Origin of the sequence: Streptomyces sp. NBC_00670 (assembly GCF_036226765.1) — a bacterium.
In the GTDB taxonomy this organism is placed as follows: domain Bacteria; phylum Actinomycetota; class Actinomycetes; order Streptomycetales; family Streptomycetaceae; genus Streptomyces.
The window spans coordinates 2,133,588-2,146,922 of sequence record NZ_CP109017.1 but is presented as its reverse complement, the minus strand read 5'-3'; the positions used below and the strand labels follow the sequence as shown (position 1 = coordinate 2,146,922).

The 13,335-nt window shown below is 73.2% G+C and carries 12 protein-coding genes; 6 read left to right on the top strand and 6 right to left on the bottom strand.

The features are described 5' to 3' along the window. Positions 1-106: 106 nt before the first annotated feature. Positions 107-1,759, top strand: coding sequence for an alkaline phosphatase D family protein (locus tag OIE12_RS09550; RefSeq protein ID WP_329133736.1), 1,653 nt, complete (start codon positions 107-109; stop codon positions 1,757-1,759). Positions 1,760-1,778: 19 nt separating this feature from the next. On the opposite strand, the gene OIE12_RS09545 is transcribed toward OIE12_RS09550, so the two are convergent. Continuing rightward, entirely contained in the window at positions 1,779-2,780 is a 1,002-nt protein-coding gene (locus tag OIE12_RS09545) for a Gfo/Idh/MocA family protein (RefSeq protein ID WP_329133734.1), read from the bottom strand. Between the two features lie 106 nt (positions 2,781-2,886). On the opposite strand from OIE12_RS09545, the gene OIE12_RS09540 reads away from it, so the two are divergent. Together OIE12_RS09540 and OIE12_RS09535 are read left to right on the top strand one after the other, a co-directional pair. Next, on the top strand, positions 2,887-4,203 hold the full coding sequence (locus OIE12_RS09540; RefSeq protein WP_329133732.1) for a multidrug effflux MFS transporter: 1,317 nt from the start codon (positions 2,887-2,889) through the stop codon (positions 4,201-4,203). Next, positions 4,155-5,324, top strand: a complete 1,170-nt coding sequence (locus OIE12_RS09535; RefSeq protein ID WP_329133730.1) for a serine hydrolase domain-containing protein — start codon at positions 4,155-4,157, stop codon at positions 5,322-5,324. The genes OIE12_RS09540 and OIE12_RS09535 overlap by 49 nt, the downstream gene beginning before the upstream one ends. 92 nt (positions 5,325-5,416) lie before the next feature. Here the strand turns inward: OIE12_RS09535 and OIE12_RS09530 are convergent, their stop codons facing one another. Next, positions 5,417-6,175 (bottom strand): SDR family NAD(P)-dependent oxidoreductase, encoded by a 759-nt coding sequence (locus OIE12_RS09530; RefSeq protein ID WP_329133728.1) that lies wholly within the window; start codon positions 6,173-6,175, stop codon positions 5,417-5,419. A 151-nt stretch (positions 6,176-6,326) separates the two neighbouring features. Between OIE12_RS09530 and OIE12_RS09525 the strand changes: the two genes are divergently transcribed. Beyond that, complete coding sequence (locus OIE12_RS09525; RefSeq protein ID WP_329133726.1) at positions 6,327-6,977, top strand: TetR/AcrR family transcriptional regulator; 651 nt, start codon at positions 6,327-6,329, stop codon at positions 6,975-6,977. A gap of 9 nt (positions 6,978-6,986) precedes the next feature. Here the strand turns inward: OIE12_RS09525 and OIE12_RS09520 are convergent, their stop codons facing one another. Further along, on the bottom strand, positions 6,987-8,021 hold the full coding sequence (locus OIE12_RS09520) for an aldo/keto reductase (protein ID WP_329133724.1): 1,035 nt from the start codon (positions 8,019-8,021) through the stop codon (positions 6,987-6,989). A gap of 171 nt (positions 8,022-8,192) precedes the next feature. Here OIE12_RS09520 and OIE12_RS09515 point away from each other — a divergent pair, with 171 nt between their 5' ends. Beyond that, a complete protein-coding gene (locus OIE12_RS09515) occupies positions 8,193-9,194 on the top strand; it encodes a small ribosomal subunit Rsm22 family protein (RefSeq protein WP_329133722.1) in 1,002 nt (333 codons plus the stop codon). A gap of 126 nt (positions 9,195-9,320) precedes the next feature. Next, the gene (locus OIE12_RS09510; protein WP_329133720.1) at positions 9,321-10,085 is read left to right on the top strand and encodes a bifunctional DNA primase/polymerase; all 765 of its coding nucleotides are present in this window, start codon (positions 9,321-9,323) and stop codon (positions 10,083-10,085) included. 38 nt (positions 10,086-10,123) lie between these two features. Here OIE12_RS09510 and OIE12_RS09505 read toward each other — a convergent pair whose 3' ends face one another. Genes OIE12_RS09505 through efeB form a run of 3 tightly spaced genes read right to left on the bottom strand, consistent with a single transcriptional unit; the run spans position 10,124 to position 13,287 of the window. Then, positions 10,124-11,125, bottom strand: coding sequence for a hypothetical protein (locus OIE12_RS09505; protein WP_329133718.1), 1,002 nt, complete (start codon positions 11,123-11,125; stop codon positions 10,124-10,126). Beyond that, positions 11,085-11,957, bottom strand: a complete 873-nt coding sequence (gene efeU, locus OIE12_RS09500; RefSeq protein ID WP_030379669.1) for an iron uptake transporter permease EfeU — start codon at positions 11,955-11,957, stop codon at positions 11,085-11,087. Before efeU ends, OIE12_RS09505 begins: the two co-directional genes overlap by 41 nt. 4 nt (positions 11,958-11,961) lie before the next feature. Beyond that, positions 11,962-13,287, bottom strand: coding sequence for an iron uptake transporter deferrochelatase/peroxidase subunit (gene efeB / locus OIE12_RS09495; RefSeq protein ID WP_329133715.1), 1,326 nt, complete (start codon positions 13,285-13,287; stop codon positions 11,962-11,964). Positions 13,288-13,335: the final 48 nt, after the last annotated feature.

The window sequence follows — 13,335 nt, the reverse complement described above, 5'->3', positions numbered from 1 at the left end:
GACCGGAACTCATCCGTCCGCCATGTGGCTGTTGTGTACGTGACAGGCGGGAGTCGATCCGGGTCGTTCGAATGGCGGGGTCCGCAACCGCCAGGGGAGGCCCCGGATGACACCCGCGTCCCACCAGTCGTCGCAGCCGTCGCAGCACGCTCCCGAACTCCGCGCCGCCGCCCGCCACTTGGGCCGCCGTCGCTTCCTCACCGTGACCGGCGCGGCCGCCGCGCTCGCCTTCGCGGTGAACCTGCCCGCCGCCGGTGCCGCGAGCGCCGCCGAGCTCGACGCCCGGAGGATCACCGCCGACCCGTTCACCCTCGGCATCGCCTCCGGCGACCCGCAGCCCAGCTCCGTCCTGCTGTGGACCCGGCTCGCCCCGCGGCCGTACGAGGCCGACGGCGGACTGCCCGCCTCCCGCGTCACCGTGCACTGGGAGCTCGCCCACGACGCCCGCTTCCGCCGCATCGCCAGACGCGGCACCGCCACCGCGCACCCCGAGTTCCGGCACACCGTGCACGTCGAGGTCCCCCACCTCGACCCCGGCCGTGAGTACTACTACCGCTTCCGCACCGGCTCGTGGACCAGCGGCACCGGCCGCACCCGCACCGCCCCCGCCACCGGCGCGCAGGCCGCCCGGCTCAAGCTCGCCGCCGTCTCCTGCCAGGCGTACCACGACGGCTACTACACCGCGTACGGCCACCTCGCCCAGGACGACGTCGACGTCGTCTTCCACCTCGGGGACTACCTCTACGAGTACGCCGTCACCTCCGCAGGCGGCGCCCGCGCCTACACCGACCGCGTGCTCCCCGACCTCTTCAACCACGAGACGGTCACCCTGGAGGACTACCGGCTCCGCTACGCCCTCTACAAGACCGACCCCGACCTGCGCGCCGCGCACGCCGCGCACCCCTTCGTCGTCACCTGGGACGACCACGAGACCGAGAACAACTACGCCGACGACGTCTCCGAGAACGAGGACCCGCCGGAGGAGTTCCTGCTGCGCCGGGCCGCCGCCTACCGCGCGTACTGGGAGCACCAGCCGCTGCGCCGCACCCAGCTCCCGCAGGGCCCCGACGCCCAGCTCTACCGCCGTCTGCACTGGGGCAGGCTCGCCCAGTTCGACGTCCTGGACACCCGCCAGTACCGCTCCAACCAGGCGTACGGCGACGGCGCCCACGTGCCCGGCCCCGAGTCGGACGACCCGGCGCGCACCATCACCGGCGCCACCCAGGAGCGCTGGCTGATCAACGGCTGGCGGAGCTCCCGGGCGCTGTGGAACGTCGTCCCGCAGCAGGTCACGTTCTCCCAGCGCAAACTCGACCTGAACCCCGCCGCCAAGCTGTCCATGGACGCGTGGGACGGCTACCGGGCCTCCCGGCAGCGGGTGCTCGCCGGGGCCAAGTCCGCCGGGGTCGACAACCTGATGGTGCTCACGGGCGACGTCCACGTGGGGTACGCGTTCGACATCAAGGACGACTTCGACGACCCGTCGTCCCGGACGCTCGGCACGGAGATCGTCGCCACCTCCCTCACCAGCGGCAAGGACGGCTCCGAGAAGCCGTCCAACTGGGCGACGTACACCAAGGCCAACCCGCACCTGAAGTTCTACAACGGACAGCGGGGCTACGTGACGGTGGAGCTGGGGCGGTCGCAGGCGCGGGCCGACTTCAAGACGGTCGCCGCCGTGACGACCCCCGGAGCGGCGATCAGGACCGCCGGCTCCTTCGTCACGGAGGTGGGGGAGCAGGGGCTGCGGGAGGTGTAGCCGCGCCCCGCCCCCCGCGTCAGGCCGCTTCCCCCGGGTACCGCACCCCGATCTGCGCCCTGATCGTGTCCAGCGTGCGCATGATCGCCAGGGTGCCGTCCAGCGGGACCAGCGGGGACTCCTTCTCGCCCGCGCGCAGGGCCCGCATGACCTCGCGCGCCTCGTGCCGGAAGCTGGTGCGGGGGCCGTCCGCCGGGTCGGCCGTGAACTCCTCGGGGTCACGGCCGTCCCGGTGCAGCACGAAACGCTCGGGGTGGAAGAAGCCGCTCGGAATGTCGATGCGGCCCTTCGAACCGGTCACCGACGCCACCACCGCCGTACCGCCGTTGATCGAGCAGTGCAGCGAGGCCAGCGCGCCGCTGTCCCAGGTGAACAGGGCGCCTGTCTGGAGGTCGACGCCCTCCTCGGAGAGCACCGCGCGCGAGGTGATTCCCGTCGGCTCCCCGAGCAGCAGCTGCGCGAACGACACCGGGTACACCCCGAGGTCGAGCAGCGCGCCGCCGCCCTGCGCGGGGTCCCGCAGCCGGTGCGCCGGCGGGAAGGGGCCGGCCAGCCCGAAGTCGGCCTGCACCGTGCGGACTTCGCCGATCGCGCCGTCGTCGACCAGCGCCTTCAGCCGCCGTACCAGCGGGTTGCAGTACATCCACATGGCCTCCATCAGGAAGCCGCCGTGCTCCTTGGCCAGCGCGACCAGTTCCTCGGCCTCGCGCAGGTTCAGCGTGAACGCCTTCTCGCACAGCACGTTCCGCCCGGCCTCCAGACAGAGCCCGGCCGCCGCCCGGTGCGCCGCGTGCGGGGTGGCGACGTAGATGACGTCCACGTCCTCGTCCCGCGCCAGGGACTCCCAGTCGCCGTACGCCCGCCCGATCCCGAACCGGTCCGCGAACGCCTTCGCCGACTCCGTGCTGCGCGAGGCCACCGCGACCACCTCGGCGTCGGGCAGATCCACCAGATCCGCCGTGAACGCCGCGGCGATCCCGCCGGTCGCCAGAATGCCCCACCGCACGCGTTCGTCCGCCATGTCCGCCCCTCGTTCAGTCCAGCCAGTGGGCACTGCCCTCGATCAGTCGTTCGAGCTGAGAGCATAGGCGGCGGGACGGCGGAACGAGAGAACAGGGAGGGGTCCCATGCCCGAGCGTGGTCGCACCACGCGCGTACCGGACGGCCTGGAGGAGCACGGGGGGAACGGCGGTGTCACGAAGACACCCCCGGCGCCCGCGCCGGCCGCCCGGGCCGGACTGTTCGTCACCTTCCTCCTCGGCGGGCTCACCGCGACCGCCCCGCTGGCGATGGACATGTACCTCCCGTCGCTGCCCGAGGTCACCCGGTCCCTGCACGCCCCCGCCGCCACCGTCCAGCTCACGCTCACCGCCTGCCTGGTCGGGATGGCCGTCGGCCAGCTCGTGGTCGGCCCGATGAGCGACCGGTGGGGCCGGCGCCGGCCGCTGCTCGCCGGGCTCGTCGTCAACGTCGTGGCCACCGCGCTGTGCGCGCTCGCGCCCACCGTCGGGACGCTCGTCGCCTTCCGGCTGGTGCAGGGGCTCGCGGGCGCGGCGGGCATCGTGATCGCGCGGGCCGTCGTGCGCGACATGTACGAGGGCGTGGCCATGGCCCGCTTCTTCTCCACCCTCATGCTGATCTCCGGGGTCGCCCCCGTCGTCGCCCCGGTGATCGGCGGCCAGCTGCTGCGGTTCACCGGCTGGCGCGGGGTGTTCGCCCTGCTCACGGTGGTCGGGCTGGTGCTCGGCGCGCTGGTGTGGGCGCGGCTGCCCGAGACGCTGCCGCCCGCGCGCCGGCACGGGGGCGGCGTCGGCGACACCCTGCGGGCCATGCGCGGGCTGCTCGCCGACCGGGTCTTCGTCGGCCACACCCTCACCGGCGGCTTCGCCTTCGCCGCGCTGTTCGCGTACATCTCCGCCTCCCCGTTCGTCGTGCAGGACATCTACGGCGCCTCCCCGGGGACCTTCAGCCTGCTGTTCGCGCTGAACTCCGTCGGCCTGATCACCGTCGGCCAGATCAACGGCAAGCTGCTGGTGGGCCGGGTCCGGCTGGAGAAGGTGCTGGCGGTGGGCCTCGCCCTCGTCACCGCCGCCGCGCTGGCGCTCCTGCTGCTCACCACCGGCGTCTTCGGCGAGGTGGGGCTCGCCCCGGTCGCCGCCGGGCTGTTCGTGCTGATGTCCGCGCTCGGCCTGACGATGCCCAACGCCCAGGCGCTCGCACTGATGCGCACGAAGAGGGCCGCCGGGGCCGCCTCCGCGCTGCTCGGCACCTCGTCCTTCCTCATCGGTGCCCTCGCCTCGCCGCTCGTCGGCCTGGCGGGCGAGCACACCGCCGTCCCCATGGCCGTCGTACAGGTGGGCGCGGCGCTGGTGTCGGTGGTGTGCTTCGTGGCACTGTGCCGTCCCTGGAACGGACCGGCCGGCACGGAGGGACCAGAGCACTGAGCGCACCGAGACTGCGTGTCGACAGCCCCGAACGGGCCGGACTCGACCCCGGCGAACTGCGCCTGCTGGTGCGCGACGTGCGGACGGCGGTGGAGCGGGGCTGGGCCGCCGGAGCGGTGGTCGTCGCGGGGCGCGGGCCCGTCGTCGCGGTCGAGGAGGCCGTGGGGTGGGCGGTCCGGCACGCCCGCTACGACGAGGAGAGCGACACCGGCGTCGAACTCCCGCCGGATCGACGGGTCCCGATGACCGTCGACACGCCCTTCGACCTCGCCTCCCTCACCAAGCTGTTCACGGCCGTCGTCGCCGTGCAGCAGCTGGAGCGCGGCACGCTCGGCATCGACGCGCGCGTCGGGGCGTACCTGCCGGACTTCACCGGCGCCGCCGCGCACGGGCTGACCGTACGGCAACTGCTCACCCACACCTCCGGGCTGCGGCCCGAACTCCCGCTGTACGACGCCGTCGACGGGGCCGCGCGGCTGGCGCTGCTGCGGGCGGAGGAGCCGGTCGGCGCGCCCGGTACGTACCGCTACTCCGACCTCAACATGCTGCTGTTGCAGCAGCTGCTCGAACGGCTGACCGGGCGACCGCTGGACGTCCTGATCCGGGACGGCGTCACCCGGCCGCTGGGCATGACCGCCACCGGCTTCGGGCCGCGCCCGGGGGCGGCGGCGACGGAGGACCAGCGGCGGCCGTGGGCGAAGGCCGACCGGGGGATGCTGCGCGGGATCGTCCACGACGAGAACGCCTGGGCGCTCGGGGGCGTGGCCGGGCACGCGGGGCTGTTCTCGACGGGCCGGGACCTCGCGGTGTTCTGCCGGGCGCTGCTGAGCGGGGGGTCGTACGGACCGGCCCGCATCCTCGGCTCCGACTTCGTGGAGCTGATGCTGACTCCGCCGGGGCTGGGGTTCGCGGTGGACCAGCCGTGGTTCATGGGGGAGTTGGCGGGGCGGGGGGCGGCGGGGCACACGGGGTTCACGGGGACGTCGGTGGTGCTGGATCCGGCGACGGGTTCGTTCCTGGTTCTGCTCTCCAACGCGGTGCATCCGCGACGGCGGCCCGCGGACAACACGGTGCGGGCGAGGGCGGGTACGCGTCTGCACCGGGCGGTACGGCCGCTCTGACCGGGGGCGGCTTGTCGCCCCCGCCGCCCCTGTCCGGTCGCGACAGCCGGGTCCGTCGCCGTCCGCGTCTCCTCGGGCCGTCGCTCGGTCGCTCAGAGGAGGGCGCCGCCGGAGACCTCGATGCGCTGGGCGGTGACCCAGCGCAGGCCCTCGGAGGCCAGCGTGGCAATGGCGTCGCCGATCTCCTCGGGTTCGCCGACGCGGCCGAGCGCGGTCTGTCCGGCCAGAGCCCGGCGCATCCCGGCGTCGTCCCGCATCGCTCCCCCGTTGAAGTCGGTGGCGGTCGGTCCCGGGGCGATCGAGTTGACCCGGATGCCGCGCGGACCGAGTTCCGCGGCGAGGGTGCGGCTCAGGGCTTCGACGGCGGCCTTCGAGGCGGAGTAGACCGAGGTGGCGGGGCTGGTGTGGCGGGTCAGTGACGTCGAGACGTTGATGACCCGGCCGCCCTCGGCCAGCAGCGGCACGAGTGACTGGGTGAGGAAGAACGTGCCCCGGACGTTGGTGCCCATCACCGTGTCGAAGTCGTCGGTCGTGACGTCCTCCAGCGCTCCGAAGATCCCGACTCCCGCGTTGTTGACCAGGATGTCGAGCCGCGAAGCACCCCAGCGCGCCAACCGCTCGCTCAGTTCGGAGGTGAAGGACGCGAAAGAGGAGACGTCGCTGAGGTCCAGCCGGAGCACAGCGGCGGTCCCGCCCACCGCCCGCACCTGTTCCGCCGTCTTCTCGGCCCCGGCCGCGTCACCGCGGTGGGTGACCACGACCCGCACGCCGCGGGCGGCCAGAGCGAGGGCCGCGCCGCGTCCGAGGCCGCGATTCCCGCCGGTCACCAAAGCGATCCTGTCGGTCGTCATGAACTGTTCCTCCACCGGTCCGGCCACCGGGATCCACCCGGTGCACCACGGATAGGAGGCGAGTCACTCGACTCGCCTTTCTCCCGCACCGTAGGCAGGACCATGGAGGCGAGTCAAGTGACTCGCCTCGGTTCCACGGCATACTGTCCGCATGGCAGCAGAACTCTCCGCGCACCACCGCAGGCTCGCTCGGCAGAAACGCGAGGCGATCACCACCGCGGCCACGGATCTGTTCCTGGAGCGTGGTTACGACGGCACCTCGCTTGCCCGGATCGCCGAAGCGGCCGGGGTCTCGAAGTCCACCCTGTTCAAGCGGTTCCCCACCAAGGCGGCACTCTTCGAGGCCATCGTCACCGAGTCCTGGCAGCGCGACGCCGAGGACGCCCCCGCGCGGCCACGGCCCGGAGACCTGCGTTCCGGACTGACGACGATCGGCCACCGCTATGCCGACCTGATCGGCCGGCCCGGCATGACGGCCCTGTTCCGGATCGTCATCGCCGAACTGCCACGGTTCCCCGAACTGGGGCGGATGCAGTTCCAGCTCGGCAAACTGCCCTACTTCACCTCCGTCCAGAGCTACCTGGAAGCCGAGCACGAGGCGGGCAACGCCGATGTCCCGGATGCCGCGAGTGCCGCGAACCAGTTCCTCGGCATGATCGCCAACTACGTCCTGTGGCCGCGCATGCTGCTGACCGACTGGAACCCCGGGGCCTCCGACATCCACGACGCCGTCGAACAGGCCGTCCAGACCATGCTCGCCAGATACACCCCGACCCACCGGCCCGACCCCGGCCGGCCGTGACCGGCGAGGTCAGCGGTGGGCGCGGACGGTGCCGGGCGTGCGCGCCGAGCCCTCGGCCAGGGCGACCTCAGCGGTGTGCGCGGGGAGGTAGCGCGCGCCCCTCACCCGGTCGCTCAGCGGGTCCAGCGCGGCCAGTGCCTCGGCGTCCAGGGTGAGTTCCAGGGCGGCCGCGTTCTGCTCCAGCCGGGCCGGGCTGCGGGTGCCCGGGATGGCCGCCACCGTCACCCCGAGCCGCTCGGCCTGGGCGTACACCCAGGCCAGCGCCACTTGGGCCGGGGTGGCGCCCAGCCGGCCGGCCACCTCGCGGACGGTCGCCGCGATTTCCTCGTTGGCCTCGCCCGCCTCGCCGGCGAAGCGGGGGTTGGTGCGCCGGAAGTCCTTCTCGCCCAGCGTGGAGCGGTCCAGGGCGCCGGTCAGGAACCCCCGCCCCAGCGGTGAGTACGGCACAAGACCGACCCCCAGCTCGGCCATCACCGGGGTGACCGCCTCGACGTCGCGGGTCCACAGCGAGTACTCGCTCTGCACCGCGGTGATCGGGTGCACCGCGTGCGCCCGGCGCAGCAGCTCGCCGTCGATCTCGGACAGGCCCAGATGGCGGACCTTGCCCGCCTCGACCAGCTCGGCCATCGCCCCGACGGTCTCCTCGATCTCCACGTCCTGGGGCGGACGGTGGGCGTAGTACAGGTCGATCACCTCCACGCCCAGCCGCAGCAGCGAGGCGTCGCAGGAGCGCAGCACGAAGTCCCGGGCACCGCGGATGCGGCGTGCCCGGTCGCCGGCGCTGCGGTCGATGCCGAACTTGGTGGCGAGCCGCACCTGGTCCCGGCGGCCGTGGACGGCCCGGCCCACCAGGACCTCGTTGTGCCCGGAGCCGTAGGCGTCGGCGGTGTCCAGGAACGTGACGCCCAGCTCCAGGGCCCGGTCGATCGTGGCCAGGCCGCCGTCCCAGTCGGCGGCCCCGTAACTCTCGCTCATTCCCATGCACCCCAAGCCCATCGCGCTGACGGTGAGCCCGGACGAGCCGAGGGCGGTGCGGTTGATCATGCGCGGACACTCCTCCTGCCCGGCGGACCGGGCGGTACGGTGAGCACTGACGAACGCCCGCGACGCTAGGACTTCGAGCGCGCTCGAAGTCAAGCGAAGCCGCCCTCGCTCCTTCGGGGGCGCAGCCCCTGGGGACGGGGAGGGCAGGGGCGGCTCCCTACAATTCCGCACGTGAACCCCGCCGCCCCCGCCTCCGCCGAGGACACCCTCCGCACCACCCTCGCCCACCTCCTCGACGGTCTGCCGCCCCGCCGGGCCGCCACCGCCGTCGACCGGCTCATCGCCAGCTACCGGGGCCGTACCCCGACCCACACCCCGGTCCTGCGGGACCGCGCGGACGTCGTCGCGTACGCCGCCTACCGGATGCCCGCCACCTTCGAGGCCGTCCGCGCCGCCCTCGGCGCCCTCGCCGCGGCCGCCCCGGACTGGACCCCCGGCAGCCACACCGACATCGGCGGCGGCACCGGCGCCGCCACCTGGGCCACCGCCGCCACCTGGCCCCGGGAACGCCCGGTCACCGTCCTGGACTGGGCCGAGCCCGCCCTCGCGCTCGGCCGGGAGATCGCCGCCGCCCACCCCGCGCTCAAGGCCGCCGAGTGGCGGCGCGCCCGCATCGGGCAGGGGCTCGCCCTCGACCCCACCGACCTCGTCACCGTCTCCTACGTCCTCGGCGAGCTGACCGACGCCGACCGCGCCCACGTCGTCGACGCCGCGGCGGCCACCGGGCGGACCGTGGTGATCGTCGAGCCCGGCACCCCGGACGGCTACGGCCGGATCATCGAGGCCCGCGACCGGCTGATCGCCGCCGGGCTGCGCGTCGCCGCGCCCTGCCCGCACAGCGCCCGCTGCCCGATCGTCCCCGGCGAGGACTGGTGCCACTTCGCCGCCCGGGTCAGCCGCTCCTCGCTGCACCGCCAGATCAAGGGCGGCTCACTGCCGTACGAGGACGAGAAGTTCAGCTACGTCGCCGCCACGCGCGAGCCCGCGACCCCGGCACCCCACCGCGTCGTCCGCCGCCCCCAGATCCGCAAGGGTCAGGTACTGCTCGACCTGTGCGCCCCGGACGAGGCGCTGCGCCGCGAGACGGTCACCAAGCGGCACGGCCCCCTGTACCGGGCGGCCCGCGACGCGGACTGGGGCGACGCCTGGCCGCCCCGGCACTCGGACGAGTGAAGGGCACCCGACGGACCCCCGCAAAGACCCCCGGATACGGACTCCGGCCACCGAAGGCGGAGGATGGTGGGACCATGGAGCATGTCTGAGCATGCCGAGGCATTCCGTACCCAGGTGAGGAGATCGATGAGCGCAGGGTTCGGCCGCCGCGCGGGCGGGCAGGGCAGGTTCGCCCGGATCTCCCAGTGGATGCGTGGCGGCCACACGGACGAAACCGCCGTCGGCGACGGCGGCCGGGAGGACCTGCTGCTCGCCACGGCCGCCGCCGGACTCCCGCTGGCCCCCGCCGCACACCCCGTCGGCTACCGCTGTTCCTGCGACCGCGTCGGCTGTCCCACCCCCGCCCGGCACCCCGTCTCCTGGGCCTGGCAGACCCAGTCGACCACCGACAGGGCCCAGGTCGAGCGCTGGGCCAGGCACCAGCCGGACGCCAACTTCATCACCGCCACCGGCATGACCCACGACGTGCTCGACGTGCCGCGCGAGGCCGGCCGGGAGGCCCTGGACCGGCTGCTGGCGGCCGGCGTCGAGGTGGGTCCGGTCGCGGTCACCGGCGGCGGGGCCGGCACGGGGGAGGGGCGGATGATGTTCTTCACCCTCACCCGCGGCACCCCTCAGGACGAGGACGAGTGGTGGCCGTGCGCGCTGGACTGCCACCCCGAGACGATGGACGAGCATCCCGGACTGCGCTGGCACTGCCGGGGCTCCTACGTCCTCGTACCGCCGGCCGCGCTGCCGGGCGAGGAGCGCGTGGAGTGGGTACGCGGCCCCGAACACCCGCTGCCGGACCCGCTGAGCCTGCTGGAGGCGCTCACCGACGCCTGCGCCCGCCATCACGTGGGAGCCGAGGACGCCGACGCGTTCGAGACGACCTGGCCGCACGGCGCCTGAGCCGAAAAGATCCTCTAGCCACCCCTTGGGTCGCCGCCCTATCCGCCCTTCGCTCCCGTCAGTCCCGCCACCCGTCCCAGGAACCGGACCTTCCCCTCGTCGCCCGCGCCCTTCGCCGGGTCCAGGACCGCCTGGTTCGAGACGTACCCCAGCGTCAGCGACTGCTTCGGCTCGCCCTTCATCAGCGCCTTGATGCTGGGGTCGGTCACCGTGAGGCTGACCCCCTTCGCGGCCGTCTGCTTCTCGTAGTGCCGGGTCGCGAAGAACACCAGCGCCGCCCCGTCCTTCGTGCGCAGCCCCAGCGGGGTGTACGCGCCGCCGGTGAGCGCCTCGTCCTGGTACTGGCGGGCGAGCCCGGGCCGGCTCGCGTTCTTCTTGCGGGCGTCCCGCAGCGCGTTGGTGTAGGCACCGGAGGCGAACGTGTCGCCGCCGTCCCGCAGATAGTCCGCGTACCGTGCCGGGAGCTTGCCCGGCGCCACCGCGAGCGCCGGGTCACCAGCGGGTACGGGCTCCGCGAAGCCGTCGGCGTCCTTCTTGAAGACGGGTACGTCGTCGGCGGCGACGACCGTCAGATAGGTCACCCGCCAGGCGTCGTCCGCGCCGGTGCGGGTGAAGACGAGCAGCCAGCGGCTGCTGCCGCGGTTGGAGGCCGAGTCGGCGACGAACCAGCGCGGCCAGCCCGCCTTCTTCGGGATCGTGTACGTCGTGTCGGTCAGCTCCAGCGCCTTGTACGAGGAGTTGCCGTCCGGGGCCGTCACGTGCCCCGCCTTGAGCTTGGCGCCGTCGATGTCGCCGAGCGCACCGGAGACGTGACCGGCGTCCAGGGAACGGTCGTTGGCCCGCTGCGCCTTGTTGTAGGCGGTCAGGAAAGCCTTGAGCGCCTTCGCCGCCTCCCCCTTCGTGGCGGCCGGGAGCACCTCGCGCTCCCCGTGCACCACCACGCACCCGCTCGCCGTCAACGACAGCACGGTCACCGACGCCGCGAGCAGTGCGCTCCGGTCAAGCCTGCGAAGCCTTCGAGGTCCGCGATCCCTGGTCATCAGGCGCCTTCACCTTCCCCTTCCCGGAGGCGAACCCTACCGGGGCCAGGAACAGCGCGAGCGCCGGGACCAGGTACAGCACCCACACCACCGACTGGAGCACCGTCGGGTCGGGCTGGAAGTTGAACACGCCCTTGAGCAGGGTGCCGTACCAGCTGTCCGGCGGGATCGTGCCGCTGATGTCGAAGGCGAGGCTGGTCAGCCCGGGGATGATGTCCGCCTCCTGGAGGTCGTGGACGCCGTACGCGAGGACGCCCGCGGCGACGACGACGAGCATGCCGCCGGTCCAGGTGAAGAACTTGGCGAGGTTGATCCGCACCGCTCCCCGGTAGAACAGCCAGCCCAGCAGCACCGCGCTGGCCAGGCCCAGGGCGACGCCGATCAGCGGGCGCGGGGTGCCGTCACCGGCCGCGTGCACCGACGCCCACACGAACAGCGCGGTCTCCAGGCCCTCCCGGCCCACCGCGAGGAACGCGGTGGCGACCAGCGCGCCGGTACCCATCGCGAGGGCGGCGTCGAGCTTGCCGTGCAGTTCGGACTTGAGGTGGCGGGCGGTGCGCCGCATCCAGAAGACCATCCACGTCACCAGGCCCACCGCGACGATCGACAGCGAGCCGCCGAGCGCCTCCTGCGCCTGGAACGTCAGCTCCTGGGAGCCGAACTCCAGCACGCAGCCGAAGCCGAGCGCGAGGGCGATCGCGATGGCGATGCCGGTCCAGATGGGCCGCAGGGCGTCCCGGCGGCCGGTCTTGACCAGGTAGGCGATCAGGATGCAGACGACGAGGCTGGCCTCCAGCCCTTCGCGCAGACCGATCAGATAGTTGGAGAACACGGTGCTACGCCTCCTCGGAGAACAGCGCCCGGCCCCACCAGTCGTCCGCGTCGCGGACGCCGGGCGGGATCGCGAAGACCGCCGAACCCACGTGCTGGATGTACTCATTGAGCGCGTCGGACGCGGACAGCTTGCGCTGGAGCGGGATGAAACCCTTGCGGGGGTCGCGCTGATAGGCCAGGAAGAACAGTCCGGCGTCGAGCCGGCCGAGGCCGTCGGTGCCGTCGGTGAAGGAGTAGCCCCGGCGCAGGATGGTGATGCCGTCGTTGGCGTCGGGGTGCGCGAGCCGCACGTGCGCGTCGGGCTTCATCGCCTTCAGGAACGGCGGGTCGTGCTCCTCGGCCTTGCCGACGGGGGCGCCCTCGCCCTTGTCGCGGCCGAAGACGTCCTCCTGCTCCTGCAGCGAGGTCCGGTCCCACACCTCGATGTTCATCCGGATGCGCCGGGCGACGAGGTACGAGCCGCCGTTCATCCACGCGTCCGTCTTGCCGCCGTCGCCGTCCCCGACCCATACGTACTTCTTCAGCCGGCCGGTCTCGTCCCCCGCGATGTTGCGGGTGCCGTCCTTGAAGCCGAAGAGGTTGCGGGGCGTCTGGGCGCCCGGGGTGGTGGAGGAGGTCTTGCCGAAACCGAGCTGGGACCAGCGGATGGCGACCTTGCCGAAGCCGATGCGGGCGAGGTTGCGGATCGCGTGCACGGCGACCTGGGGGTCGTCCGCGCAGGCCTGGACGCACAGGTCGCCGCCGGTGCGGGACTTCTCCAGGTTGTCGCCGGGGAACTTCGGCAGGTCGACGAGGGCTTCGGGCCGCCGGTCGGCGAGGTCGAACTTCTCGAAGAGGGAGGGGCCGAAGCCGATGGTCAGCGTCAGCCGGGAGGGGTTGAGGCCGAGCGCCTCGCCGGTGTCGTCCGGCGGTGCCTCGGCGAGCCCGCCGTAGGCGCCGTCGCCGACGGTCTTCCCGGCGGTCATCCGCCGCGCGGCGGCCGTCCAGTCCTTCAGGAGCTGGACGAACGCGGCCCGGTCCTCGGTCTTCACGTCGAACGCGGCGAAGTGCAGCCGGTCCTGGACGGCGGTGGCGATGCCGGCCTGGTGCGTGCCGTGGAAGGCGACGGCGCCGCCGGTGTCGGCACCGGCCGGGTCCATGCCGTCCCCCGCCTCGGCCATCGCCACGGCACCTCCGGCCACGGCGGCCCCGAGCGCGAGCCCGGCCCCGCCCCAGCCGAGCAGGGCCCGCCGGGAGGGTGCGGGAGCGGCGGGGCCGGACCCCGCACCGCTGTCCGTGTCCGTGCCCGTGTCCGTGCCCGGACCCGGCTCCCCGGAGATCTCCGCCATCCCGCTCTCTCCCACCTCTGTGTCGCTGCTCTCTTCTCTCTCCGTGCC